Annotated in this window: 20 protein-coding genes; 6 read left to right on the top strand and 14 right to left on the bottom strand. The window is 58.2% G+C overall.

Going from position 1 to position 26,075, the window contains the following annotated elements:
- The first annotated feature begins 355 nt into the window (after window positions 1–355).
- Entirely contained in the window at window positions 356–778 is a 423-nt protein-coding gene (locus JK199_RS12520; RefSeq protein WP_212376459.1) for an NUDIX hydrolase, read from the top strand.
- Between the two features lie 71 nt (window positions 779–849).
- Here JK199_RS12520 and JK199_RS12515 read toward each other — a convergent pair whose 3' ends face one another.
- The gene (locus JK199_RS12515) at window positions 850–3,327 is read right to left on the bottom strand and encodes an excinuclease ABC subunit UvrA (protein ID WP_244985123.1); all 2,478 of its coding nucleotides are present in this window, start codon (window positions 3,325–3,327) and stop codon (window positions 850–852) included.
- Between the two features lie 212 nt (window positions 3,328–3,539).
- Between JK199_RS12515 and mobB the strand changes: the two genes are divergently transcribed.
- Window positions 3,540–4,067 carry a molybdopterin-guanine dinucleotide biosynthesis protein B gene (gene mobB / locus JK199_RS12510; protein ID WP_342356328.1) on the top strand — a complete coding sequence of 176 codons (528 nt, stop codon included), beginning with the start codon at window positions 3,540–3,542 and terminating at the stop codon, window positions 4,065–4,067.
- Here mobB and JK199_RS12505 read toward each other — a convergent pair.
- The 5 genes from JK199_RS12505 to fdnG all read right to left on the bottom strand — a co-directional run bounded on the left by JK199_RS12505 (window position 4,049) and on the right by fdnG (window position 10,980).
- A complete protein-coding gene (locus tag JK199_RS12505) occupies window positions 4,049–5,269 on the bottom strand; it encodes a molybdopterin molybdotransferase MoeA (RefSeq protein ID WP_244985122.1) in 1,221 nt (406 codons plus the stop codon). The genes mobB and JK199_RS12505 overlap by 19 nt on opposite strands.
- A 64-nt stretch (window positions 5,270–5,333) precedes the next feature.
- Window positions 5,334–6,314, bottom strand: a complete 981-nt coding sequence (fdhE, locus tag JK199_RS12500; protein WP_244985121.1) for a formate dehydrogenase accessory protein FdhE — start codon at window positions 6,312–6,314, stop codon at window positions 5,334–5,336.
- Window positions 6,311–6,964: a formate dehydrogenase subunit gamma gene (locus JK199_RS12495; RefSeq protein ID WP_077929749.1), complete on the bottom strand. Its 654-nt coding sequence runs from the start codon at window positions 6,962–6,964 to the stop codon at window positions 6,311–6,313. Before JK199_RS12495 ends, fdhE begins: the two co-directional genes overlap by 4 nt.
- A 2-nt stretch (window positions 6,965–6,966) precedes the next feature.
- Window positions 6,967–7,920 (bottom strand): formate dehydrogenase subunit beta, encoded by a 954-nt coding sequence (fdxH, locus tag JK199_RS12490; protein WP_212376496.1) that lies wholly within the window; start codon window positions 7,918–7,920, stop codon window positions 6,967–6,969.
- 9 nt (window positions 7,921–7,929) lie between these two features.
- A complete protein-coding gene (fdnG, locus tag JK199_RS12485) occupies window positions 7,930–10,980 on the bottom strand; it encodes a formate dehydrogenase-N subunit alpha (RefSeq protein ID WP_212376455.1) in 3,051 nt (1,016 codons plus the stop codon).
- Between the two features lie 610 nt (window positions 10,981–11,590).
- On the opposite strand from fdnG, the gene JK199_RS12480 reads away from it, so the two are divergent.
- On the top strand, window positions 11,591–13,894 hold the full coding sequence (locus JK199_RS12480) for a TonB-dependent receptor (protein ID WP_244985132.1): 2,304 nt from the start codon (window positions 11,591–11,593) through the stop codon (window positions 13,892–13,894).
- A gap of 108 nt (window positions 13,895–14,002) precedes the next feature.
- Window positions 14,003–14,407: an oxalurate catabolism protein HpxZ gene (gene hpxZ / locus JK199_RS12475; RefSeq protein ID WP_408742382.1), complete on the top strand. Its 405-nt coding sequence runs from the start codon at window positions 14,003–14,005 to the stop codon at window positions 14,405–14,407.
- A gap of 72 nt (window positions 14,408–14,479) precedes the next feature.
- Here the strand turns inward: hpxZ and xdhC are convergent, their stop codons facing one another.
- From xdhC to xdhA, 3 genes are read right to left on the bottom strand one after another with little or no spacing between them, the layout of a single operon-like run.
- A complete protein-coding gene (xdhC, locus tag JK199_RS12470) occupies window positions 14,480–15,301 on the bottom strand; it encodes a xanthine dehydrogenase accessory protein XdhC (protein WP_212376448.1) in 822 nt (273 codons plus the stop codon).
- Between the two features lie 13 nt (window positions 15,302–15,314).
- On the bottom strand, window positions 15,315–17,666 hold the full coding sequence (xdhB, locus tag JK199_RS12465) for a xanthine dehydrogenase molybdopterin binding subunit (RefSeq protein WP_212376447.1): 2,352 nt from the start codon (window positions 17,664–17,666) through the stop codon (window positions 15,315–15,317).
- On the bottom strand, window positions 17,659–19,134 hold the full coding sequence (gene xdhA, locus JK199_RS12460; RefSeq protein WP_212376444.1) for a xanthine dehydrogenase small subunit: 1,476 nt from the start codon (window positions 19,132–19,134) through the stop codon (window positions 17,659–17,661). The genes xdhB and xdhA overlap by 8 nt, the downstream gene beginning before the upstream one ends.
- A gap of 186 nt (window positions 19,135–19,320) precedes the next feature.
- Here xdhA and JK199_RS12455 point away from each other — a divergent pair, with 186 nt between their 5' ends.
- On the top strand, window positions 19,321–20,361 hold the full coding sequence (locus JK199_RS12455) for a LysR family transcriptional regulator (RefSeq protein ID WP_212376440.1): 1,041 nt from the start codon (window positions 19,321–19,323) through the stop codon (window positions 20,359–20,361).
- Window positions 20,362–20,374: 13 nt separating this feature from the next.
- Here JK199_RS12455 and JK199_RS12450 read toward each other — a convergent pair whose 3' ends face one another.
- The 5 genes from JK199_RS12450 to JK199_RS12430 form a co-directional block, all read right to left on the bottom strand.
- Window positions 20,375–21,793: a nucleobase:cation symporter-2 family protein gene (locus JK199_RS12450; protein WP_212376491.1), complete on the bottom strand. Its 1,419-nt coding sequence runs from the start codon at window positions 21,791–21,793 to the stop codon at window positions 20,375–20,377.
- 25 nt (window positions 21,794–21,818) lie between these two features.
- Window positions 21,819–22,151 carry a hydroxyisourate hydrolase gene (gene uraH / locus JK199_RS12445; RefSeq protein ID WP_086654971.1) on the bottom strand — a complete coding sequence of 111 codons (333 nt, stop codon included), beginning with the start codon at window positions 22,149–22,151 and terminating at the stop codon, window positions 21,819–21,821.
- A complete protein-coding gene (uraD, locus tag JK199_RS12440; RefSeq protein ID WP_212376437.1) occupies window positions 22,148–22,654 on the bottom strand; it encodes a 2-oxo-4-hydroxy-4-carboxy-5-ureidoimidazoline decarboxylase in 507 nt (168 codons plus the stop codon). The genes uraH and uraD overlap by 4 nt, the downstream gene beginning before the upstream one ends.
- Entirely contained in the window at window positions 22,651–23,544 is an 894-nt protein-coding gene (gene puuE / locus JK199_RS12435) for an allantoinase PuuE (RefSeq protein ID WP_212376434.1), read from the bottom strand. The genes uraD and puuE overlap by 4 nt, the downstream gene beginning before the upstream one ends.
- A 63-nt stretch (window positions 23,545–23,607) precedes the next feature.
- Window positions 23,608–25,047, bottom strand: a complete 1,440-nt coding sequence (locus JK199_RS12430; RefSeq protein WP_408742381.1) for an NAD(P)-binding domain-containing protein — start codon at window positions 25,045–25,047, stop codon at window positions 23,608–23,610.
- A 120-nt stretch (window positions 25,048–25,167) separates the two neighbouring features.
- Between JK199_RS12430 and JK199_RS12425 the strand changes: the two genes are divergently transcribed.
- Window positions 25,168–26,070, top strand: coding sequence for a LysR family transcriptional regulator (locus JK199_RS12425; protein ID WP_077929738.1), 903 nt, complete (start codon window positions 25,168–25,170; stop codon window positions 26,068–26,070).
- Window positions 26,071–26,075 lie beyond the last annotated feature (5 nt).

Genomic DNA, 26,075 nt, shown 5'->3' with positions numbered 1-26,075 from the left:
TCGAGCCGATCAATCTAGCAGAGCCAGAGGCCGCTGCCAACCGTCATCTCGTCCGGTGAAGCGGTTTCTAAGCGATCGAACCCTACCTGTCAACACGCGCCCTGAAACATCCTGCAAGGCCCGGAAAACTGCGGGAAACGGACTCTCTGAGGGGTGTATTCTGGCTTTTTATCCGCATTAACATTCGTTTATTTTTCATTTTTTGTGGAAAAAGTTCCTTTTTCTCAGTCCTTTCCCGGTGTTTCCTCACACGGAGCGACAGAAAGCATCGCTCCCCTCCCCGGCTCTTATGGTGGGAAGGGAATGTGTGTGCTGATATGTCAGCCCCTTCATGTTTTCTGGAGTAAAGTTTCTGATGTCGTCCGCCAGCCAGCGTCCCATTATCCGCATTGCAACTGCTCTGATTTTTAATCAGGACGGTCAGACGCTTCTGGTCCGGAAGCACGGCTCCCGGTTCTTCATGCAGGCAGGCGGCAAGATTGATGCTGGTGAAACGTCCGCTCAGGCCGTTACCAGAGAACTGAGCGAAGAGCTGGGTATTACAGTCTCCCCAGACCAGAATGATTTTCTGGGGACGTTCACGGCAGAGGCGGCGAATGAACCGGGCCATCTTATTCAGGCCGATGTGTTCCGGATTATGCTGACCGACCCCGTCACCGCCCAAGCGGAGATTGCGGAAGTCCTCTGGGTTGATCCGGCGCACGCCCCGGTGGACCTTCTGGCCCCCCTCACCCGTGATACGCTCCTGCCGTTAGCAAGACAGCTTATTACCGTGTAATCGGAGGATGGGCGGTTAAAGCATTCCGCCTCCCCCACGGCCATAAAGGACTCAATCCGGAAAGCGCCAGATTACAAATAACGCGCGAGAAATGGCGCTGTTTTGCTCTGAGGATCGGCCGCGATGTCCTTGGGTGTGCCAGCCGCGACAATCTGTCCGCCGTCTTCACCCGCTCCCGGCCCCATATCAATGACCCAGTCACTCGCTGCCGCCACGCGCATATCGTGCTCGGCCAGCACCACGCTGTTATCCTGATCAACAAGGGTCTGTAACTGACTCATCAGACGGTCCACGTCTGATGGATGCAGGCCGGTTGTTGGTTCATCCAGCACATACAGCACGTGTCCGGAACGGCGCTTCTGCAATTCTGTCGCCAGCTTGATGCGTTGCGCCTCCCCGCCCGACAGTTCGGTTGCGGGCTGACCAAGCCGCAGATACCCCAGACCGCCCTGCTGTAAGGTATCAAACCCATGCGCAATTGCGGGTTCGGATGCAAAGAAATCATGCGCTTCGTCGACGCTCATCCCCAGCACGTCGGCAATGGTCTTGCCGCGCAAGGTTATCTCCAGCACCTCAGGTTTATAGCGCGTGCCATGACATTCCGGACAGGGCGCATACACACTCGGCAGGAAGAGCAGTTCCACCATGACTGACCCGACGCCCTCACATTTGGGGCAGCGGCCCTTGGCGACGTTGAACGAGAACCAGCCTGCATCAAGCCGCTTCTTTCTGGCTTCCGGCGTTGCCGCGAAAGCCTGCCGGATCTGATCAAACAGCCCGGTATAGGTTGCCAGATTGGAGCGTGGGGTGCGCCCGATGGGTTTCTGGTCAATCACCACCAGTCGTTTGATCCGGCTCAGGCCAGACACCACTGTGCCCGCGGGCTGACCGGATTCAGCCTCCAGCAGAGGAGCATCCGTGCCATCATCCGTCTGCGTGTCTGTTGTGACTGGCTGCCCGAGCGCTTTTGCGACCACCGAGACGAGTGCCTGCCCGACAAGGCTGGACTTCCCGGAGCCGGATACCCCCGTAACAGACACCAGCACGCCGAGCGGCAAAGACAGGCTTACATGATTGAGGTTGTTCCAGCACAGGCCGGACAGCTCCAGCCAGCCAGCAGGCTTGCGTGGAGGCACATCCCGATGCGTGGGCGGGTTAAACAGATAAGGCCGTGTGCGGGAGTCCTGAACCGCCTTTAAACCCTCAGGCGGCCCGCTATAGAGAACGCGGCCACCTCGCTCCCCGGCATCTGGCCCAACATCTACCAGCCAGTCCGCACGCCGAATGACATCCGGATTATGCTCAACCACCAGAAGCGAATTGCCAGCCGCGAGCAGGCCATCCAGTGCCCGCAGCAGCGCCTGTGTGTCCACCGGGTGCAGGCCGGAACTGGGTTCATCCAGCACATACACGACACCGAACAGATTGGAGCGGATCTGGGTGCCAAGCCGTAAACGCTGATATTCACCGGGAGACAGGGTCTGAACAGGTCGGCTGAGTTGCAGATAGCCCAGACCAAGATCAAGCAGCACATCAATCCGCTCGATCAGCGCCCCGACAATGCCATGCGCGGCAAGACTTGTGGCATCCTGCTGCGTCAGTCCGGCCAGAGCAGACCGCAGGGCCTGCTGAATATGCTTGAGCGGAAGCTCTGAAAGCTCTGCAATATTACGCCCTTCAAACGTGACCCGCAGCGCATCCGGGTTAAGGCGTTGCCCATGACAGACCGGGCACGGCGCGCTGACCATAAAAGACGCCGCCCGAGCCCGCATTTTCGCGCTCTGGGATTTTGTAAAAGTTTGCAGCACATACTGCCGTGCGCCGGTAAACGTGCCGTTATAGGCTGGCGACTCACCCCGCCGGATTGCCTCTTGTACCTCAGCATGGGTTAGGCCGGGATAAACCGGCTCGGTTGGTGTGTCTTCCGTATACAGGATCCAGTCACGGGTTTTCTGCGGCAGATCACGCCATGGGATATCAACATTGACGCCGCGCGTAATAAGGATATCCCGCAGGTTCTGCCCCTGCCATGCCGTCGGCCATGCAGCCACGGCCCGCTGGCGGATAGTGAGGCTGCCATCCGGCACAAGCGTCTGCTCCGTCACATCATAAATCTGCCCCATGCCGTGGCAGCGGGGGCAGGCCCCCATGCGCGTATTGGGGGAAAAGGATTCCGCTTCCAGCCGCGCCAGACCAGCAGGATAATGCCCTGCGCGGGAGTAGAGCATCCGCAGAAGATTGGAGAGAGTTGTCACACTCCCGACGGACGAACGCCCGCTGCTTCCGCCACGCTGCTGCTGCAGGGCCACCGCCGGGGGGAGGCCATCAATAACGTCCACGGCAGGAACCGGCATCTGGTTGAACAGACGCCGCGCATAGGGCGAGACAGAGTCCAGATAACGCCGCTGCGCCTCGGCATAAATCGTGCCAAACGACAGCGAGGATTTACCGGACCCGGAAACCCCGGTGAACACCACAAGCCTGTCACGCGGCAAGGCGACATCGACATTTTTGAGGTTGTGCTCACGCGCACCACGAACGTGGATCATGCTGCGCGGTTCAGGCGGGGAAGTTTTTATCTGTTCATCCATGCAGAGCATTATACAGCTTCTGGCCCGTACGACACCGCGCCTCTCGCCCGCAATCCGTCAGACTTGCCATGCACATTTTCATGACATGCCTGATACCGCATGTGTGCAGCCTCCCCTTCCCCGCTCTGATGCGTATGGTAAAGCGAGGCGTGACAGGCGGGAGAAACAGGGTGACTAATACGATCCGGCATCAGGCCATTTTTGGCATCACAGGACGGAGCGGGTCTGGCAAAACGCATCTGGTGGCGCGACTGCTGCCTGCCCTGAGCGCAAAAGGGCTGCGGGTATCCACAATCAAACACACACACCACAGCATTGATATCGACAAACCGGGAAAAGATTCCTTTGTGCATCGGGAAGCTGGGGCGTCGGAAGTCATGCTGGCCACGCCTGACCGCTGGGTTTTACAGTATCACCAGCCGGAAAATCTTTTCACTCTCACGGATCTTGTGTCCCGTATGGCCCCGGTTGATCTGATCCTGATTGAAGGCTTTCACACCACTGTGCCAGCCTGCCTTGAAATCTACCGGCCCTGCGTGGGGAAAGACCCTCTCTTCAAGACACAAAACAACATTATTGCCGTGGCAACAGATACGCCCGAGGCCGTTCCCGCCCCATTACGTGCACTGGACCTGAATAATACGGATGCACTGGCCGATTTTATTATCGAACGCGCCGTTCAGATCCCGTTAGGCTGAAGCGGCAGAACCCAGCGTGTCTGACCGGGCTGAACCGGCCTGTCCGGGTCCACACGCAGCAAGGCATTTGCACGGGAAAAGACGATAATGTCGGACGCGCCAACAGTCGGCAGCAGAGAAAGACGGAACCCGTCCGCCCCCGGCACGCACGAGACCGGCAGAAAATGTGTTGTGCTGACAACCGGTGTGAAGGCAAAATCTGCAACACCCGGCAGCAGGGCCGCCTGAGGCTGCTGCCCCATGATTGCGCGCAGACAGGGCAACAAAAACACCAGCGCACAGATGGCGGACGCACCCGGATTGCCGGGCAGACAGAACGCCAGACGCGGCCCCTGTGCCATGACTGTTAACGGCTTGCCGGGACGAATGGCCACCCCCCGGAAGACCGTTTCAGCGCCAAGACCATGCAGCGCATCCAGAACATGATCTGTCTGGCCGACGGAAATACCGCCAGTGGTCACCAGAATATCTACCCCGGTCCATGCCTGAGCCAGTGTCGCGCTGAGCTTTGCCTCGTTATCTGTGGGAACGGAATAAAGCGTAACCTCCGTTCCGGCCTCCCGCAGCAAGGCCGCAAGCATGGGAGAATTTGAATCTGCCCGGGCGTCTGACGCATCAGCCGCCAGTTCCGCCCCGTTTGAGACCAGAGCAACCCGCACGGGGCGGATAACCTGCACCTCTGAAATACCCTGACAGGCCAGAAGTGCGACATGCCGCCAGTCCAGACGTGTGCCTTTGCTCAGCAAAACCGCACCGCTGGAAAACTCTTCTCCCGCCCGGCGGATATTAGCGCCCTGATCCGCCAGCACTTTGGCGGGCGAGACATATCCGGCGCTGCTCAGAGACATCCGCTCCGCAGCCATAACGCAATCCGCCCCGGCCGGAAGCCGCGCGCCCGTCAGAATACCCAGCGCCTGCCCATCCGGCAGAGGAACGGGGAAGGACCCGGCGGCAATCTGACCAGCAACAGGGAGGCCCGCTGGGGCCGCCTGCATGACCGCGTGGTTAAACGCATACCCATCCATGGCAGAAATATCGGCTTCCGGGCGCGGGGTCAGTGCGTGGATATCTTCCGCAGCCACACAGCCTGCGGCCTCTGTCAGCGGAACACTGACCGCAGGCACAGAGACGTGCTCCGCACAGGCGGCAATCAGCCCCAATGCGGTGTCACACGCCACTATGTCCGTAAAACTGTTCCGCATTATTCAGAAAAAATCCTGTTCTGATAGCATCCCCTCCCCGTGACGCGCGCGTTCCGCGCACATCTCAGGCCGGGAAGGAAAACGGGTTCAGCGCCGCCCGGATGAAGCCCTGCTCTTCCAGCGCGGCATCCAGCACCACGGTTGCAAGATCATCCGCGAGGATTTCCAGCGCCGGGTCCCGGTCCAGCCGGAAGAGCTTCACGTAGCTCTTACAGTCCCCGCAGGTTTCAGCCTGTATCGGGGCATGTGTGTCCTCAAAGGACCAGTAATCAATATGGCCTGTCTCATCACACACGCTGCATGTGGCCCGCACTTTATGCCAGCGGATTTCACACAGGCTGCACTGGAGATAACGCAACCCTTCACGATCCCCCGTCAGCACCAGTGACCCTGAAGGGGGCGCACCGCAGCACGGGCACGCGCCCCCTTCGGAACGGCGCTGGTGGAGAGTCGCGTCGTCCTGTGCAAGCAAGGCGATTGCCTGCGCCCAGAACACAGAGAGTGCGGCCCACAAAAAGACTGCTGCCCCGGCATTAACCTGATCATACTGGCCGGATAGCAGCGCGTAAGCCTGTGCCGCGAGCACCTGCGGCGGTTCTGCCGCCAGAGCCTGCAAGCTTTCCTGCGTTTCCGCCGGAAGATGATCACCCGCGTCCGCCACGAGGGCTGCGAAGGCTTTCTGCCAGTACTGCGTGTTTTCCAGCATCTCCTGCGAGGGGATTTCGGGCGATGTATTGCCCTCACGCAGCAGAGCCCGAATGGAGGCAGTTTCTGTAAGGCTCAGAGGACTGTGCGCCAGTATGCGGCCCTGTGCCGCAACAAGGGTGGCGAGGAACCCAAAATACCCGGCATTGACTTCATCCGCCGGCGCGGAAGAGGCCTCGTTCTGAACGGCCTCTTTAACCAGCTCGAACGCCAGTTCTTCCAGCCGGGACGAGCGGCGGGCGTAAAGCGCATCCAGCTTGGGGAACAGAACAGGCTCAATAGCGGGAACTCCCGGCACCCGTTTATCGAGTGCCGGGATATCTGTGCGGTCTTTGATCATGAATGATGCTTTGCCGGAGTATCCTTGGAGGGTGCAACCTCTTCTTCATACCAGCGGTCATGATGCTGTTTGGCCCATGCACGGGAAACATAGCCTGTGAGCATCCCCGTAACGGACCCGCGCACCCAGATGCCCATATAGATATGACCAATAACCAGCAGGATAAGCCCAAGACCTGCCAGAGAATGCGCCAGCAGGGCAAGGCGAATGGCCGGGATGGGGAAATACCCGGCAAAATAAGGACGCCACGCCACAACACCGGTGGCGAACAGAGCGCTGATCAGCAGCATGATGCACCAGAACAGGATTTTCTGCCCAGCGTTATATTTGCCAATTTTCAGCGGTTTTGTGTGTCTGTTCATCAGAACATCCACAATATTCCGAAACCACGTCACGTCTGTTCTGACAGGCATGTTGTGATGCACAAAGCGGAAGAACATGCAGATCAGCAGCACAAACACCACAGTGCCAAGGAACGGGTGCAGCATCCGCGCAAGCTGCGGTGTGCCCAGCACCCCGTTCATCCAGCTCAGGCTGGGGAAAAACCATGAAAGCCCGGACATGGCGACCAGAAAGAAGCAGGCCACCATGGTCCAGTGGCACATGCGGTCTATGAACTTTGTCCGCAGGATAAGATTTTTGGTGTCCATGGTTATTCTCTCCCTGCCGGGTGATCACCCTGAGCCGTCTCTGATGCCTCCACAGTCTCTTTTTCTTCCAGCGGCCTGACAGGTTCAGGCTCCGGACTATCGACCGTATTCGGGCCAACCCCGACATAATGCGCAAAGGCCCCGGCCAGAGTGGCAATAAAGCCAATAGCCCCCACCGGCTTCAGCCATTCTTTCCAGCCGCGCACAAACGGGCTGATATGCGGGTCTTTGGGCAGGCGATGATACATCTCCGGCTTGTCCGCATGGGTCAGCACATACATTACATGCGTGCCGCCAACGCCCTGCGGGTCATACAGACCAGCGCCTTCATGCCCACGGCTTTTCAACTCGGCCACACGGGTTGCGGCCAGATCCTTCATGTCAGCTTTGGAGCCGAAGGAGATGGCACCGGTCGGGCATGTTTTAACGCAGGCAGGTTCTTGCCCAACGCTCACACGGTCTGCACACAGGGTGCATTTGTAAGCCTTGTTATCTTTCTTGTTGATACGCGGCACATCAAACGGGCAACCCGCAATGCAGTACCCGCAGCCAATGCACTGGTCAGACTGGAAATCCACAATACCGTTTGCAAACTGCACAATCGCGCCGGGGCTGGGGCACGCTTTCAGGCAGCCCGGCTCCTCGCAATGCATGCAGCCTTCCTTGCGCAGAAGCCATTCCAGCCTGCCGCTTTCATCTTCCACTTCATCAAAGCGGATAACGGTCCATGTTTCCGCCGTCAGGTCCGCCGGGTTATCATAAACACCGACGTTATGGCCGACTTCATCCCGCAGATCATTCCATTCTGAACATGCGACCTGACAGCCTTTGCAACCGGTGCAAATGGAGACGTCGATCAGCTTGGCGACTTCCTGCTGATGGTCGCGCGCCTGTGGAGCCGGTGTCAGACCGTTTGTTGCGGACCGCCTGATGATGTCCTGTGATTGCATTGCCATCATTCCACCTCAGGCTTTTTCAACATTAACAAGGAAGGCCTTGAATTCGGGCGTCTGGGTGTTTGCATCCCCCACCGCCGGGCTCAGGGTATTGGCAAGAAAGCCCTTGCGGGTTGCGCCTTCAAACCCCCAGTGACAGGGGATGCCGATCTGGTCGAGATCATGGCCCATCACGTTCAGGGTGCGCAGGCGCTTGGTCACCACAGCCTTGGCTTCAATATAGCCGCGCTTAGAGGAGACTTTGACTTTATCCCCTGCGGCAATATTCAGGCGTCCGGCCAGCTTTTCCCCAATTTCAACAAACTGCTCCGGCTGAGCGATGGCATTCAGGCGGGAATGCTTTGTCCAGTGACGGAACAGCTCGGTGATGGAATAGGTCGTTGCCACGTAAGGGAAATCTTTCTGTTCCCCCATCCGCGCACGATCATCCTTCAGCACACGCGCCGTCGGGTTATACGTCACCTTCGGGTGCAGCGGGTTGCTGGCAAGAGGCGTTTCTGTCGGCTCATACTGCTCCGGGAACGGGCCATCAGACATGCCGCCACAGGCAAACAGACGCCCCAGACCTTCCGGCAGCATGATAAAGGGGCTGACCCCGCTGCCCGGCGGGGATGTAGGCGGATAATCCGGCACATCGGACCCACCCCAGCGTTTGCCATCCCATTCCAGAATCTGGCGTTTGGGGTCCCACGGGCGGCCATCCGGGTCCATAGAGGCACGGTTATACAGAATGCGCCGGTTGGCAGGCCATGCCCATGCCCAGCCGGGCGTGGTGCCAAGGCCGGTATCCGTATTGTCCCGGCGGGCCATCTGGTTGCCTGCTTCCGTCCAGGACCCTGCAAACACCCAGCAGAAGCTGGAGGTTGTGCCATCATCTTTCATGACTGAGAAATCAGGCAGGAGGTGGCCTTTGGGGACCACAACCTTCCCCTGATCATCCGTAATATCCGCCAGCGCGTATCCGTTGCACTCACGCGCCACTTCTTCCGGCGTCGGGTCTTCCGCGTCTTTGTAGTTCCACTGCATGTTCAGGACAGGCTCAGGGCAGACGCCGCCTTCCTTTTTATACAGGTCACGGATTTTGGTAAAAATTGTCCCGATGACGCGGCTGTCCTGCCATGCTTCTCCCGGCGGTGCCGCACCCGCAAAGTGCCATTGCAGCCAGCGTCCGGAATTGACGATAGAGCCGTTTTCTTCAGCAAAGCAGCTTGCAGGCAGTCGGAAGACTTCTGTCTGAATGTCTTCTGTCTTCACATCATTAAACTGGCCCTCATTCTGCCAGAACGAGGCCGTTTCCGTGCTGAGAGGATCAATAGAGACAAGGAATTTCAGTTTAGACAGCGCCGCAATGGTCTTGTTCTTGTCCGGCATAGCCGCCAGAGGGTTGAACCCCTGCGCAATGTAGCCGTTCACCTTGCCCTGATACATCATGTCAAAATAGGCCAGCATATCGTAGCTACGGTCCCATTTTGGCAGCCAGTTAAAACCCCAGTTGTTGTCAGAGGTTGCGTGCTCGCCCCACAGGGTCTTCATCATGCTGACAAAGAACTTTGGCGTATTATGGTAATAATTCACCTGCCCCGGCAGATCAGCCGCGGGTGTGGTTTCCTTCAGGTAGGTCGCCATATCCTGCTGTTTGTCAGACGGCAGGTTGAGATACCCCGGCAGACGGAGGGAAAGCAGCCCAAGGTCCGTATAGCCCTGAATGTTGGAATGCCCGCGCAGGGCGTTCATGCCGCCGCCGGCCATGCCAATATTCCCCAGCAGCAACTGCACCATGGCTGCTGAGCGGATCACCTGCGAGCCACTGGTATGGTGTGTCCAGCCGAGAGCGAACAAGAAGGTGGACGTCAGATCCGGCACGCTGGTAGATGCCAGCGTTTCACACACATACAGGAAGTCTTTTACCGGGGTGCCGCACATCTGCGTCACCATGTCCGGCGTGTAGCGTTCCACATGCTTACGCAGGAGATTGATCACGCAACGCGGGTTCTGGAACGTGGGGTCCTGAAGGGCAAAGCCTTTTTCATCCCGTTCATACGTCCAGGACGATTTGTCATATGTGCGCTTTTCGGCGTTGTAACCGCTGAAAAGCCCTTCATCAAACGTATAGTCTTCCCGCACAATCAGAGCGGCGTTGGTGTAGGCCTTAACATAGTCATGCTGGATTTTATCATGCGTGAGCAGATAGTTCACAACACCCAGCATGAACGCCGCATCCGCCCCGGCCCGGATGGGGGTGTAAAAATCCGCAACCGCGGCGCTGCGGTTAAAGCGCGGGTCCACCACCAGCACCTTGGCGCCGTTACGGATTTTGGCTTCCATCACCCATTTAAAGCCGACCGGATGCGCTTCCGCCGGGTTGCCGCCCATAATGAGCACAACATTGGCGTTCTTGATATCAACCCAGTTGTTGGTCATTGCGCCGCGCCCGAAGGACGGCGCCAGAGCGGCAACGGTCGGCGCGTGACACAGGCGGGCCTGACAATCCAGCCCCAGCATTCCCAGCGCGCGTGCGAATTTGAAATCCAGCACCCCGGTTTCATTACTCGCGGCAGAAGAAGCCAGCATGCCCGAACTCAACCAGCGGTTGACAAGCTCGCCTTTTTCATTGCGTTCGATGAAATTTTTGTCACGATCATCCTTCAGCAGGCGGGCAATGCGGTCCGTCGCCTCTTCCCAGCTGATCCGTTTCCATTCCTTCGCCCCCGGCGCGCGATATTCCGGATAATGCAGGCGCCCGGCACTGTGGATGAAGTCAACCAGCCCCGCCCCCTTGGGGCAAAGGGAGCCACGGCTGACGGGATGATCCGGGTCCCCTTCAATATGGAAAATGCTTGGCTTGGCGTTCTTTGCGCCATCACCAAGGCTGTACATCAGAATACCGCACCCCACGGAACAGTATGTGCAGTTGTTGCGGGTTTCCTTCGCCCGCACCAGCTTATACTGCCGGGAATCCCCTGCATAAGCTTTAGGCGGTGCAAAACCCAGTGCGAGGGCACTGGCCCCGGCAACACATGTACCGCCAGCTTTCAGAAATTGCCGTCTTCCCAGAGTCATTGCACTACGCCTTCAGTTATGCATCGATAAACCGCATAACGGATATTTAGAGTATTTCGCCAAAATCTGAATTGATACAGATCACTTAAATAGTCGCGCAGCAAATCACTTTTCTTTCAAAATAAAGAGTTTATGGCAGTTGTCTGTATTTATTTGAATACAGATGTTGCAACTATAGGTTGATATTTATGCTTTATCCTGAAAAGCGACGTTTCAACGCGCCTGCGCCCCTCAAAGCTGGGACATAGCTGCTCTGATATTGGCAACGCTAAAGTGCTTTTTTTTATTTTGTGCGAACGCCTCCGGTCTTTTATATATCGGTCACGGATCATTCCACAGACATACCGGACAGAGAAATGCGGCTTTATTCCCCCTCTCCTGCGCCCTTTCTGCAGCGAGGCTGGCACTTCGGTTTTTCCCCTGAAAGTAACATTTCTCCGTTTTTTACCCGCACTGTTCCCTTCTTTTTTCCCGCCTGCTGCGCCTCCTGACAGGAAAATTCCGCATGCCTTCACAATGCTTTCCCCCACGCCTGTCCGCTACAACTCCGGTCCGTCGTCCGCCCCGTTTTTTTCTGACAAGTCTGGCCGGGGCTGTAAGCGCATGGGCAATGCTGGCATACGCGCAGGCTGCTACCGCCACCTCACACAGCAGCACCGCGCATCACCGGGCAAGCAAAGCAGCGCCTGCCAGAGCAGTGCAGCCCCACAGTGCGCCCCCCCGTGCCACCGGCCCTATGCTCGCACATGGGGAGGAAGAAATTTCTGTCGCATCCCGCCGTCAGGCCCTGAATGGTGGCGGTGGCATGATGCGGCAGGAAACAGCGCCGCATGCCGTGCAGACAGTGACAAAAGCCTACATCGCCATGCGCAGCCCGACATCCACAGCGCTTGATCTGGTTAAGAACCTGCCAAGCCTGAACGTCATGACGCCCGACAGCTCCGGCATGGAAGGCGGACAGATACAGTCTCGCGGCCTGACTGATCTGGATATGGCGCTGATGGTGGATGGCGCACCGGCAGCGGCGGCCAAATATATGTCGGAAGATATTGATTCCGAAAACCTTGAGGAAGTCAGCGTCACCCCCGGGAGTGCCGCGCGTGATCTGCCCGTTATGTCCGCTGCGGGCGGGGTGATGAACTCCCGCACGCACCGGGCGGCTGAAAAAGCGGGCGGCATGGTCGATTTCTCTTACGGCACCAATAACCTCTCACGCGAATTTATCCGTCTGGAGTCCGGTGAGATCGGCAAAAGCGGCGTGAAAAGCTATTTCTCCTTTTCCAACGCGCATGCCCGGAGCTGGATGGGAGCAGGCATCAATCAGCGGAAACATATTGATTTCGGCCTCCAGAAAGACTGGCAGAACGGCTCTAACGCGCGCCTTTTCCTGTCATGGAACTCCGCTGATTTCACGATCGACAATTACCCGACCGCGCAGGAATTTTTTGAATATAAACATACCGGAAACGGCTATGGCCGCTCGGCTGACCCCAAGAACGTCAATTACTGGAAGAACAATAACGACCACTGGAACCAGATCTTCCTGACGGCTCCCATCCACATCGTTTTGCCAAAAAAGTTCAATTTCGACCTCCAGCCTTATTTCAGCATGGGTCAGGGCTGGGACGCCTCTCCCGGCGGCGTGGCGACGGAAGGCCAGTATACGCATAATAGCGGGGGCGCTGCTGTGCCCGCAGGCACCAACATGACCAGCTTCTTTTTGGAAAATGAAGCCCGGCAGGTGGGTGCTGTGGCCAAGCTGAGCTACGAGATTGACAGCCATAACCACCTGACGCTTGGCTACTGGTATGAAAATAACCAGACCATTCAGGGCTACCCCAAAAGCGTTACGATGGATAACGGAGCCGCAGCCAGCCCGAACTGGGCAAAATATGCGGTGGGCGGCGCCATGTACGGGCAGAATGCCGGGTATGAACTGCATTCCTTGTTCATCCAGAACCAGTCCCGCTACCTGAACAACAAGCTGCTGATCAATGCCGGTTTCAAGTTCGTCATGTCCAACGCATGGAACAGGGGCTGGAGCGGCCAGAATAAAAACTGGATCCCCGGTAACAGCTCCGGGGCCAATACCACAGCCCCCCTGCCCCAGCTTTCCATCAGCTATCAGATTGACCCTAACAGCCAGATTTACGTGAATGCGGAAGGGGATTACCGCCAGCCAAGTGCGACAGATATGGGCTGGCTTTCCGCCAGCGCGCCGATGCTGAAAAACCAGTATTCCATCAAGGAAGAACTGGGCTACCGGTATCACAACAAATACATGCTGCTTGACCTGTCCTTCTTTAACTACAACGTGACGAACCGCATTGTGGACCAGTATCTGGGCATGAACAGCTTCAAGCCGTTTTCCATCGGCAATCAGACCATGCGCGGGTTTGACTTCATGATTGCCGGGCGGGAAATCCACGGCTTCAGCCCCTATGCCTCTGTGGAGTATCTGCACGCCACTCAGGACAGCAATGTTTTTGACCCGTATCAGAACATCATGCTGCGTTCCAAAGGGACACAGGCCGTCATGGCACCACGGATCATGGCTAACTTTGGTCTGACCTATACGTATAAAGGATTTTTTGCCAACGGTGCCGTGCATTACACCGGCCCGCAATCCGTCTCCATTGCCAATGACCAGCGTATCCCCGGCTACGTGACGGACTCCCTCTCCCTCGGCTATCATTTCAAACCCGTCGGGTTCCTGAAATCCCCGACCTTCAAGCTGAACTTTACCAACCTGACCGGCTCTGTTGTTCGCTCCGGGGCTATGGGAGCCGTCTACAGCGCGCATGATACCAGCACCGTCTATAGCGGCAGCAAAGCCGCTTACACTGGCTATGGAAATGCCTTTATGCTGGAACCACGCTTTACCATGACGGGCACAATTTCCACGTCCTTCTGACCGCCCTCTTTACGAAAGTCGGTCCAGTCTTCAAAAAAGGTGCCGCATATCTCCGTAGGGGATATCCGGCACCTTTTCTCATTCCGCACCCCACACTGAAAGCCTCTGATTATGTTCAATACGCCCGCTCTGGTGGCTGAAATCACGGCACTTTCCGATGCCTATGAAAAAGCTCTGGGCGAGAATGACCTCTCCGCGCTGGATGCCTTTTTTTACGACGGAGCGGAAACAGTGCGTTACGGTGTGGGAGAAAACCTCTATGGCGCGGAGGAAATTGCCGCCTTCCGCCGGGCACGGAGCGGCGGCTCGCCGCCACGCAAAGTTTTGCGCCGCGCCATTACAACATGGGGAGAGACCTCCGCTGTTGTCAGTCTGGAATTCCAGCGCGAGGGATCATCCCGCATCGGGCGGCAGATTCAGACATGGGTTCTGACAGAGCAGGGGTGGAAAATTATTGCCGCCCATGTTTCGCTCATGGCCGAGCGTCCCGAAACCAGCAGTCCGGCGGCGTGAGCGAACGGCAACTCGTGAGTGACCGGCAACTATAGACTTACGCGCCAGACAGATGCGCCGGAGATAAGCGTTTCAGGCGACCTGCTGAGGGTGAGGCAGAAAGCGTTCAATCAGTTCCGCCGCTACCAGCGCCGCAATAATTTCCGGCCGTTTATCCCGCACCCCCCGATCCCCGATCGGGCAGATCAGCGCGGCAATACGCTCTTCCGGTAAGCCGATTTCCCGAAAACCGGCTTCAAACCGACGGCGCTTGGTGCGCGAGCCGATCAGCCCGACGTAAGACAGATCCCCCCGCTCCAGCGCTGCCGCCACAATCAGCGCATCCAGAGAATGATTAGGGGTCAGCACAAGAACGCCCGACCCGGCGGGGATCTCCGCCAGAACCTGCTCCCATGCTCCGGTCATTCGTGCCTCAACGCCTTCCGGCACCACACCAAATTCCTCCGGGCGCGGATCAACCCAGATCAGGCGCAGGGGAAGAGGTGACAGCGCCCGCGCCAGAGCACGCCCGACATGCCCTGCCCCGAACAGCACCAGCACAGGCCACGCCTGCTCCTGCCCGGCCAGATGCTGCTGGAGACGCATGGCAAGCGCGGTATCCAGCCGGGAGATGCGCACATCTACCCGCCCCCCACAGCACTGCCCGGTTTCCGGCCCCAGCACAAAACTATGGGTCCATTCGGCATCCCCTGCGTCCAGCAGGGTTCTGGCCCGGTGTACGCAGTCCCATTCCAGACACCCGCCGCCAATCGTCCCGGCCTGCCAGTGTTCTCCAATCAGCATGAAAGCCCCGCTCTCACGCGGGGTAGAGCCGCGCGCGTCCACCACCTGCACACAGGCAACCGGGGCAGCATCCCGGTGCCAGTCTGACAGTCGTGTGGAAAGCTCCTTCATTCTGCGCCCCGCCTCAGGCCTGCCGCTGGCTGCGCATCCGCTCAGCGGTTCGCAAAATCTGCTCCGGGGTGGCGGGCGCATCAAGCTGGGGGCAGGTTTTGTAAGCATTCAGGCTGGCCAGCGCGTCAGACATCGCCTGCAACACCGCAACACCATGCACAAAAGGAGGCTCGCCCACGGCCTTGGAGCGAAAAATTGTTGCTTCCTGATTAGGGGAGTTTTCCAGCAGGGCCACATTGAAAATACGGGGCCGGTCAGAACAGGCGGGGATTTTATACGTGCTTGGGGCATGCGTCCGCAGCCGCCCGGACTCATCCCACACCAGTTCTTCCATTGTCAGCCAGCCCGCGCCCTGCACAAACCCGCCTTCAATCTGCCCGATATCGATTGCCGGGTTCAGAGACTGTCCGGCGTCATGCAGGATATCGACGCGCTCAATCCGGTTTTCGCCAGTCAGCAAATCAACAGCAACCTCGGCACAGGCCGCACCGTACGCAAAATAGTAAAAAGGCCGCCCGCGCCCTGTAGCGGCGTTCCATGAGATTTTGGGCGTTTTGTAAAACCCGTTCGCCGAGAGGGAAACGCGCGCAAAATACGCGGCCTTTGTCAGTTCGGGGAAAGGAATAACCTCCTCGCCAACCCGCACGCCCTCAGGCAGAAACCGCACGTTTTCTTCCGCCACACTCCAGTGTTCAGCCGCAAAACTGACCAGCCGCGCCTTGATTTTCTGCACCGCATCCAGCACGGCCATCCCGTTCAGGTCCGCGCCGCTTGAGGCGGCTGTGGCGGAGGTATTGGGCACCTTGCCTGTTGTGGTTGCCGTTATCCGCACCCGGTCTTCCGTCAGACCGAATTCCCGCATGGCAATCTGCACCATTTTGGTGTGCAGGCCCTGCCCCATTTCCGTGCCGCCATGATTCACCTGCACGGACCCATCCGTATAGACATGCACCAGCGCACCAGCCTGATTGTAATGGGTTGCAGTGAAGGAGATACCAAACTTAACGGGCGTCAGCGCAATGCCGCGTTTGATAAAGGGGCTGCTCTTATTGGCCTCCCGCAGGGCCTGACGGCGCTCACGGTAATCACAACGCTCTGCAAGCTGTGTCATAATGTCAGCGGCAATCGAATCTTCCACCGTCATATGATACGGCGTGATGTTACGTGTGCCCGTGCCGTAAACATTGCGCACCCGCACATCCAGCGGGTCCAGCCCGGTTGCCAGCGCAATTTCCTCAATCACTCGCTCCGCCGCTACAATACCCTGCGGGCCGCCAAAGCCGCGATAGGCCGTGTTGGACTGCGTGTTGGTTTTCAACGGCTCCGAGCGGAAGCGTACATCCGGGTAGAAATAGGCGTTATCGGCATGAAACAGGGCACGGTCCACCACCGGACCGGAAAGGTCCGCCGCCCAGCCACATCGCGCCGCCAGCACCATATCGACCGCAAGGATGTTGCCTTCATCATCAAACCCGACATCATAATCAATCACGAAGTCATGGCGTTTGCCGGTCATCATCATATCATCATCACGGTCGAGCCGCATTTTAGCGGCACGACCTGTGGCATGGGCCGCAATGGCCGCCAGACAGGCGGGCGTATTGGCCTGAGATTCCTTGCCGCCAAACGCCCCGCCCATGCGACGCACTTCCACCGTGACCAGATTACTCGGCACATGCAGGCAATGCGCCACCATATGCTGTGTTTCCGTCGGGTGCTGGGTGGAAGACCAGACGCGCATCTCCCCTTCTTCCCCCGGCTGGGCAAGTGCTGCCTGCCCTTCCAGATAGAAATGCTCCTGCCCGCCAATGGTCACCTGCCCGGAAAGCCTACGGGGAGCGGCCGCCAGACCAGCCTCCACATCCCCGCGGCTCATCACCAGCGGGCGCCAGACCAGTTCACCGCCAGCCTCGCGCGCCTGCGCGATATTCAGCACGGCGGGACGGTCTTCATACTCAATTTTTGCCAGTTTAGCGGCCCGCCGCGCGACACCCCGACTTTCCGCCACCACGACAAAAACAGGCTGGCCGTAAAAACAGACTTCTCCCTCGGCCAGCAGGGGTTCATCACCTTTCCCCACGGCGCTGATCTGATTTTCGCCGGGGATATCCGCCGCCGTCAGCACACAGACCACACCGGGCACAGCCCGCACGGCCTCAAGATCCATCGAGACAATCCGCGCATGCGCTTTTGTGCTCAGACCCGGCACAACATGCAGCAGCCCCTGCGGCTCTGGCAGATCATCAATATAGGCCGCACTCCCGGACACATGCATCCGGGCACTTTCATGCCGCAGGCTTGTGGACGCCCCACCGGGGACGATGGGCGCGACCGGCATCTGCTCAAGTTTAAGAGCTTCAGACATAGGCCTGCTCCTTCCACCCGGCCAGCCGGGTTTCTGCGCCTGCATAGTCCGGCGCGGTTTCCGCAAACAGGCGTGTCAGCAAATTGCCCGCGACCGTCTGGCGATACCATGCGCTGGAGCGCATATCGGAAATTGGTTCAAAATCCGCCTTCATCGCGTCCTGCGCCGCCCTGAGCGTAGCCTCTGTCCAGAATTGCCCCTGCAAGGCGGCTTCCGTTGCGGCGGCCCGTTTGGGTGTAGCAGCCATCCCGCCGAAAGCGATACGGGCCGAAGCAATCCGCCCATCTGTCTCAAACGTCAGAGCAAACGCCCCAAGAACGGCGGAAATATCCTGATCAAACCGTTTGGAAATCTTATAAGCCCGGAAAACCATGCTGGGCTGGGGGTGAGGGATTACAACGGCCTCAATAAACTCGCCTGGCATCCGGTCCTGTTTGCCATAGGCCAGAAAATACTCTTCCAGTGGCAGGCTACGATGCGCCTCTCCGCATCGTAGCTTCAGCACGGCTCCGGCGGCAATCAGCACGGGAGGCCCGTCTCCAATAGGGGAGCCATTGCCGATATTCCCGCAGACCGTGCCAGCATTCCGCACCTGAGTGGAGCCAATGCGCCGGATAACCTCCCCCGCATCTGGCAGCATGGCGGCAATGGCCTCCTTCGCCTGCGTATAGGTTACGGCAGCACCGATCCTCAGTCCGTCTGGCGTGTGTTCAATCGTGCGCAAATCCGGCACCAGCCCGACGCTGATCACATGCGGCAGGGTGCGCAGCCCCTTGGTGATCCATAATCCAACATCCGTCGCGCCCGCCACTAATGTTGCCTGTGGGTCTGCCTGATAGGCCGTGGCCAGCGCATCCGCATTGCCGGGCAGCGTGAGCCGTCCTTCCGGTCCGCTAATCTCAACGGTCTCCCCGTCAGCCAGAGCCTTGAGCCGCGTTGTGATGGCTTCTGTCTGCGTATCCAGTAAATCCCCCGACAGACTGAGGGCCTGCTTCATGGCCCGCACGATAGGCGCATAACCGGTGCAGCGACACAGATTGCCAGCGAGTGCCGTATTAATGGCGTCTTCTTCCATCGAAGCTCCCGGCGTCTTGCAATAAGCAAGCATCGACATGACAAAACCCGGTGTGCAGAACCCGCACTGTGCGCCGTGCAGTTCCACCATAGCCTGCTGCACCGGATGCAGAGCGCCTTCCGGGCTCCGCAGGTCTTCCACCGTGAAAAGCTGCGCCCCATCCAGCATCCACAAAAACTGGATACAGGCATTGACGGCCCGCCAGACGAGTTTATCCCCTTCCAGCCGCACCACCAGAACCGTACAGGCCCCGCAATCGCCCTCATTGCAGCCTTCCTTGGTACCAGTGCGCCGCTTGTCTTCACGCAGCCAGTCCAGCACGGTCCGCGTCGGGCTGAACGCCGGGATCTCGTGACGCACATTTCCAAGATAAAACCGGATAGACTGCCGCATAAACTGCGCTCTCCTGCTGGAACATTTTCCCGGCTTTCAGCACCATAAAAGCCTTATCATGCCGGGTGACCGGGGCCTTTTTCGCCGGGCGCAAAGCTGACGGCATGAGGGCCGGCCCCTTCGCTCTGGTCATACTGTATATCGTTTCAGAATCATCTCATTTTCAGTATTCGTCCACCATAAAGAATGCGACGCCCTGTTGCGTTTTTATCGACACCCCGCCAACAGTCTTACAGCAGGATTTTTGATACCGCCGCCCGCTGCATTGTCTGGAGATACGCCGTGCGAAACCCCGGTCGCATTTTTACACTCTCGCGGTTTTCCATCTATTTTGAGATGGTGGCACAGACAGGTTCCATCCGGCAGGCGGCCTCTGCCCTCAATGTGTCTCCCTCCGCAGTAAACCGGCAAATTCTTGCTGTGGAAGAGGACATGCAAACCCCGCTCTTCCACCGGCACAGTTCCGGCCTCAGCCTGACGACCGCCGGGGAGTTGCTGCTGGCGGCCATTATTTCCGGCAAGCGGGATTTTGAGCAGTTTCAGTCCCGGCTGGACGGACTTTCAGGCCTGCATGGCGGCGTGGTTGAAATTGCCGCGATTGAAGCCGTGAGTGACAGGTTAATCCCCGACATCCTCTCGGACGTAACCAAGCGGCACCCCCGCGTGGAGTTCAGACTTCAGACGCTGGATTTTAAAGCCATCTGGCAGGCCGTCAGCCGGAATGATGTTGATTTCGGGATTTCCCTCGCCGGGAAATCTTCACGGCAGGTCCGCATTGTCAGCACACTTCAGGCTGCCATCGGGTTTGTTGTCCGGCCCGACCATCCTCTCGCCCAACGGGAAGACGCCCGGCTGAACCATGCCACCGGCAGCAAACTGATTTTGCCGGATAGCACGCTGGCCGTGGGTGCGGCCATTCAGGACGGGCTGGCTCAGCACAGTCTGAGCCTGAACCCCACCTTTACCAGCAACCGCATTGCCAGCATCAAGGCGCTGATCCGTAGCGGATTAGGCGTTGGCATGCTGACCCAGATGGATGTAATGAATGAGGTCAAAGCCGGGGAACTCTGCTTTGTGCCCATAACAGAGTCCAGTATCCGGCCTCTAGGCTTCTCCCTGTTCTATAATACGCAACGGCGGCTGAGTGCAGCCGCCCAGACCACGCTGGATCTGATTACAGAAAGCTTTAACGCACTAGCGGAGCAGAGCGGGACAACCCCGCCCTGAAGTACAGGCGCGCTTACCCTTCCTGCACGCGCCCTTCATCGGTCAGGACCGTCTGAGCAGTCTCGTCTGAAGAGATTTTAGAGGGCTGATCCCCGATGACCACACCATGCTTGTTGGCGGGCATGAAGTGGTTGAACACCAGATGCAGGCCCATTGCCGCCATGGAGCCGAGCGTAATCCCGCTGCCAAAAATGATCTGCGCCCAGCTAGGGAAGTTATCCGCAATATGCGGCTGGGCTGTGGCCAGCATGCCCAGACCGATGCTGGTCCCGACAATGATCATATTATTCTGATCTTCAAAATCCACCTGTGCGAGCGTCTGGATACCGACCACGGCAACCGCCGCAAACATGGCCAGAGCCGCCCCACCCAGAACAGGCAGCGGGACACTCGCCATAATGGCGGCCAGTTTGGGGATACAGCCCAGCACCATCATGATCACAGCAGCAGAGGCCACAACCCACCGGCTTTTAACCTGCGTCAGCCGCACCAGCCCGACATTTTCTGCAAAGCAGGTGTAGGGAAAAGAATTGAAAACACCACCGATAAACGTTGCAAGCCCGTCCGCGCGGATGGCGGAGGCGATATCATCCGAGGTAATCGGCTTTTTAACGATAGCCCCCGTTGCAAACACGTCGCCCGTCGTTTCCAGCATTGAAATAATCATGACGATAATCAGCGACAGAATGGGTACAACGTGGAAGGTTGGCATCCCAAAGAAAAACGGCCGGGAAATTGTCAGTAACGGCGCGGCGCCAACATCCCCAAAATGCGCGTCTCCTAGTGCCCAGGCCACCAGCGTCATGAGGACAAGGCCGATCAGCACGGCAATCGTGCCAATAAACCCACGAAAGAATTTCTGGATCGCCAGAATGCAGAACAATGTGCCCAGACCATAGGCCACGTTCCGCAGTTCCACGGGATTTTGCATGACGTTGGTGCCATGGCCGGACACAATATCATTCGCGGCAACCGGCAGCAGCGCCAGCCCGATCACCAGAATGACGGACCCTGTCACAACAGGTGGAAAAAACCGGATAAGACGGGAAAAATACGGGGCTACAACGTAAGAAAACAGTCCGGCAACAATCACCGCGCCAAAAATCTGATGCAGCCCCTCCACACCGCCGCCAGCCGACACGCCAATCGCGATCATGGGCATCACCGCCACAAAGGTCACCCCTTGCAGGAGCGGCAGCCTCACCCCGATCTTGCCAATGCCGACGGCCTGAATGAAGGAGGCAATCCCGCAGGTAAACAGGTCAGCTTCAATCAGATGTTCCAGCATGTCGTGCGAAAGGCCAAGCGCGCTGGCCAGCAGAATGGGAACAATGACCGCCGCCGCATAGAATGTCAGAACATGCTGGAAGCCGTAAATTGCCAGTTCCCATAGCGGGAGAACCTGATCAACCGGATGGACGGTTTCTGTCATTTTACGTTTGTCGAGGGTCACGCACTCAACTCCCTCGATAAGTGGAATATCCGTATGGGGCGGCAAGCAGCGGCACATGCGCGTGCCCTTCCGCACTCAGCCCGAACACGAGGGGGACAACATCCAGAAATGGCGGGTCCGCCAGTTCATGCCCCTGTGCGCGGAAATAAGCGGCGATTTCAAATTCCAGCCGGTATTGCCCGCCCTCAAGCGTCAACGCGCGTAAGGCCGGGCACCGGCCATCGGCATCCGTCACGCCATCAAACAGGACGGCAGCACCTGAAAACAGACGCAACCGCACCCCGGCGGCAGGACGACCAGACACCGTATCCAGAACATGTGTTGATAGAGAACTCATGCGGTCACTTTATCCTGCAAGCGTAAAGAGGCAATAGCATCAATCTGCCTGAGCGCCTCTGCCAGTTCGGCCTCCGGCGTGCTGAGCAGACGCTCCGCCATGGCATTCAGAATGACCGCTTTCCCGGCCTTACGGACGCAGATAACAAACGGCATGCCAAACTTGTCCCGGTATGCGGTGTTCAGGCTCTGGAAATGCGCATATTCGGCAGGGCTCAGGCGGTCCAGCCCGGCGCTTCCCTGCTCCTGTGCGGAGGCCTCCGTCAAAGCCGGATCAATTCCCGCACGATGCCCAAGCTCCGGATGCGCCCGGACCAGTGCGACCTGGCGGTCATGCCCGGCCTGATGCACCACGTCAGAAAAAGCCTTCAACATCGCATCCCTGCTGGCAAAGGGGCGCTGCTGCGCAGCCCCTTCCGCAACCCAGGGGGAGTGTTCATACAAACCGCCAAATTCTGCCACGAAGACATCTGGCGGCAGGGTATTCACATCATCAAGCGTCATGCCGGATGCACCGCAAGCCAGTGCTGCGCGATCTCAAGCCGGGTCGCGACCCAGACTTTCTCATGCGCCTGCACATGCTCCAGAAAACGCGCCACAGCCAGCGCACGGGCCGGTTTTCCGGCAAGCCTGCAATGCAGGCCAATGGACATCATCCGGCCGCCTTCCCGGTACAGCATATCAAACGTGTCCCGCAGATAACGGAAGAACTGTTCGCCCTCCGTAAAGCCATTCAGCGCCGCGAACTTCATGTCATTCACGTCCAGCGTGTAGGGCACGATCAGTTGAGGGCGTCCGTATCGCCGGTCATAATAAGGCAGATCATCCGCGTATGAGTCCGCGTCATATACAAAGCCGCCTTCTTCCACGACCAGACGCGCGGTGTTAGGGCTTGTCCGGCCTTGATACCAGCCGAGGGGGCGGGAGCCGGTAATCTGCGTATGCAGCGCAATGGCCTCGCGGATGTGGGCGCGTTCCACCTCTTCCGGGATATCCTGATAATCAATCCAGCGCAGGCCATGCGTGGCGATTTCCCAGTTCCCGTCCTTCATGGCCGCAACGGCTTCCGGGTTACGCGCCATTGCCAGAGCCACACCAAACACTGTGGGCCGCATCCCAGTAGACTGGAACAGCCGGTGCAGCCGCCAGAACCCGGCGCGGCTGCCATATTCATACAGGCTTTCCATCTGCATCGACCGGGCATCCGGGATAGAGCGCGTGCCAACCATTTCTGACAGGAAAGCCTCTGACCCCTTATCCCCGTGCAGGACGCAGTTCTCAGCCCCCTCCTCGTAATTGATGACAAACTGCACGGCAATGCGCGCCCCGCCCGGCCACTGAGGGTCGGGCGGTGTCGGGCCATATCCGGTCATATCCCGCGGATAATCAGTCATACTCTCTCCGGCTGTGCCTGATGGTCGTGTGTCTTGCACGTATTCTTGCTTAGGGGACGTCTCTTACACAGGTGGGGCAAGGCTGACGAGTTCGTCCGTATCGTAATCCAGCAGGCTTTGCAGATGCGTCTCGCCATCCTGCACAAACAGTTCACGCCCGATGGCCTGCACCAGCCGCTCCACCCCAAAACGCATCCCGCTGATGGACGCCCCTGAAAGCCCCATGCTGGGCATCGCGGCAAACGTGAAGTTATGAATGGCCTTGAGCATTGGTGCCAGCGGGTCCGCCGCATTCAGAGGCTGGAACTGGAAGTTACCGCTCAGATAAGGGTGGCTGGCCAGAACCTCGCTCTCCTCGCCCGCAGGGGCAGTAAAGCGGTCCCGCCAGAGCGTGACGTTCCGGGCAAAACGGTGCATTTCCGGGCGGCGGGTGAGGTCAATCACAAACCCGGTGCCAATAATCAGGAAATCAAACGTCATTTCGCCCTGTGGCGTCGTGACGACAACGCCTTCCGGTGTTTCTTTTACTGCAAGCCAGGGCGCGCCCGTGTGGAAGGCAAAATTCTCATGCTTGCGGCAACGCCAGAACGTATCCTGCGGCGGCGGCTGATTAAGGTCATAAATGCGGTGCATAAAGCGCCAGCGCACCTGATCAGGCAGATCGGCAAAATATCCGAGGAAGCCCGCATTCTCCATCCAGCGATACGGGTTCACACTCGGAATTTTCGGCCGACGCAGGCACAGATCGACGCGCCCTGCCCCCAGTTCCAGCGCCGTCGCGGCGTTATCAAACGCCGAAGCCCCGGCCCCCAGCACACCAATCCGCTTACCTTTGAGTGCGGCAAAATCAATCTGCTGGCTGGTGTGCGCATAGCGCGAGGCGGGAAGAGCCTGCTTGATAAAGTCTGGCACATGCCAGGCCCCGCCCCCCTCAATCCCGGTGGCCAGAACCATTTTACGCGCCCAGACATGAGACTGCGCACCACTGGCCTGCTGGAACGTGAGGCGCAGAAGACCATCCTGCCAGTCAATATCAACCAGTTTACGGTCATTCTGTACAGGCAGGGCCAGCACATCGCGCAGCCAGTCCAGATAGGCCTGCCAGTCCTGCCGGGAAATTTTATCCAGCGCCTTCCACGCTTCCACACCATAACGTGCTTCAAACCAGGATTGTGGCGTCAGGCTCGGGATACCAAGATCAGGCCCCGTGACGTGCTTGGGCGTGCGCAGGGTGATCATCCGGGCGAAAGTGACCCACGGGCCTTCTCCGCCACGGGCCGCCTGATCAAAAATGCAAGCGTTACTCAGGCCACGCCGACGGAGTGCAAACGCCGTTGCAAGCCCTCCCTGCCCGCCGCCGATAATAGCTACATCCAGAACACGCTCTCCATCCCGCTCCAGAGGCACGCACCAGTCACCCGTTGCGTAGCGGATTTTAGCCAGATCATCCCGAACACGCTGTTCAAGCTGGTCCAGCCCTGTGGTGGAAGAAACCTGTTCCATCTGCACGTCTAACCTTATCTTTATCCCGGCCTATCGCCATCTGAAACAATTTCACACCCGGACCATTCTTGTATATGACTTAAATCAGTCTAATCCGTTCGCAAAATGAGATCACCTCACATGCCGGTTTTTTCTCGCTTCCTTCGCTACTTCATTGCCGTGGCGCAGCAGGGCTCAATCCGCAAAGCGTCTGATGAGCTGAATATCGCGGCCTCCGCGATCGACCGGCAGATCCTGCAAGGCGAAAAACTGCTTGGCACCCAGCTCTTCGAGCGCCTGCCAACCGGGTTGAGGCTAACCACGGCGGGTGAACTCCTGCTCTCTTCGGGCATCCGCTGGACGCGGGATCTCCGCGCGCTCACCACGCAGATTGATAACCTGAAAGGCCTGCGGCAGGGCTCGGCGGATATCCTGATCCCCGATGCGCTGACAAAGGGCTTCCTGCCCGCCGTGCTGGGCCGTCTGCGAAAAACACATCCCGGCATTGTGGTGAATGTGCATGTGCGCGCCAGCAAAGATATGGGGGAAATTCTGGTAGATGGTCAGGCCGATTTTGCCCTGATGTTCAACCCCGGCCACATGCGGGAACTGTTTGTGAGAGCTCATAAGGAAATTCCGCTTGGCTTTATCACCCCGCCTGACCACCCGGTCGGCGCGCTGGAGTCCGCACCGTTCAGTCTGTGCGCGGAGTATCCGGTTGTCATTCCCGCACCCCCGCTGGCGTTATGGCGGCCGCTCGAGCTGCTGGAAGCGGAAACCGGCCTGAAAATTCAGGCGGTAGGCCGGGCTGACAATATTCAGATGATCAAATCGCTCGTCAGTGCCGGAGTTGGCATCGGCGTTCTCTCCTATCTGGATGTGTATGATGAAGTGCAGAAAAATCAGCTTGCGTTCACCCCCATCCTGCATAAAAAACTGTCCCCGGTTACGCTGGCGCTGTGTGTTGACAGGTCACGCCAGCTTTCCATGGCAGCAAGACTGATTATTTCTGAAATTGAACAGTTTTTTGCCGATCAGCTTTAACTCCG

The organism is Acetobacter persici, from assembly GCF_018256955.1.
GTDB lineage: Bacteria > Pseudomonadota > Alphaproteobacteria > Acetobacterales > Acetobacteraceae > Acetobacter > Acetobacter persici.
The sequence above is the reverse complement of the archived record's forward strand: the minus strand, read 5'-3'. Positions and strand labels throughout refer to the sequence as shown.

Coding starts and splice junctions, on each gene's coding strand:
- JK199_RS12480 (WP_244985132.1), top strand. CDS start 11,591: ATGCTGGCATACGCGCAGGCTGCTACCGCCACCTCACACAGCAGCACC.
- uraD (WP_212376437.1), bottom strand. CDS start 22,654: ATGACGCTTGATGATGTGAATACCCTGCCGCCAGATGTCTTCGTGGCA.
- xdhA (WP_212376444.1), bottom strand. CDS start 19,134: ATGCGGCAGTCTATCCGGTTTTATCTTGGAAATGTGCGTCACGAGATC.
- JK199_RS12455 (WP_212376440.1), top strand. CDS start 19,321: ATGCGACGCCCTGTTGCGTTTTTATCGACACCCCGCCAACAGTCTTAC.
- uraH (WP_086654971.1), bottom strand. CDS start 22,151: ATGAGTTCTCTATCAACACATGTTCTGGATACGGTGTCTGGTCGTCCT.
- JK199_RS12430 (WP_408742381.1), bottom strand. CDS start 25,047: ATGGAACAGGTTTCTTCCACCACAGGGCTGGACCAGCTTGAACAGCGT.
- JK199_RS12495 (WP_077929749.1), bottom strand. CDS start 6,964: ATGGACACCAAAAATCTTATCCTGCGGACAAAGTTCATAGACCGCATG.
- fdhE (WP_244985121.1), bottom strand. CDS start 6,314: ATGATCAAAGACCGCACAGATATCCCGGCACTCGATAAACGGGTGCCG.
- JK199_RS12515 (WP_244985123.1), bottom strand. CDS start 3,327: ATGATCCACGTTCGTGGTGCGCGTGAGCACAACCTCAAAAATGTCGAT.
- fdnG (WP_212376455.1), bottom strand. CDS start 10,980: ATGACTCTGGGAAGACGGCAATTTCTGAAAGCTGGCGGTACATGTGTT.
- puuE (WP_212376434.1), bottom strand. CDS start 23,544: ATGACTGATTATCCGCGGGATATGACCGGATATGGCCCGACACCGCCC.
- xdhB (WP_212376447.1), bottom strand. CDS start 17,666: ATGTCTGAAGCTCTTAAACTTGAGCAGATGCCGGTCGCGCCCATCGTC.
- JK199_RS12505 (WP_244985122.1), bottom strand. CDS start 5,269: ATGCGGAACAGTTTTACGGACATAGTGGCGTGTGACACCGCATTGGGG.
- fdxH (WP_212376496.1), bottom strand. CDS start 7,920: ATGGCAATGCAATCACAGGACATCATCAGGCGGTCCGCAACAAACGGT.
- JK199_RS12520 (WP_212376459.1), top strand. CDS start 356: ATGTCGTCCGCCAGCCAGCGTCCCATTATCCGCATTGCAACTGCTCTG.
- JK199_RS12450 (WP_212376491.1), bottom strand. CDS start 21,793: ATGACAGAAACCGTCCATCCGGTTGATCAGGTTCTCCCGCTATGGGAA.
- JK199_RS12425 (WP_077929738.1), top strand. CDS start 25,168: ATGCCGGTTTTTTCTCGCTTCCTTCGCTACTTCATTGCCGTGGCGCAG.
- xdhC (WP_212376448.1), bottom strand. CDS start 15,301: ATGAAGGAGCTTTCCACACGACTGTCAGACTGGCACCGGGATGCTGCC.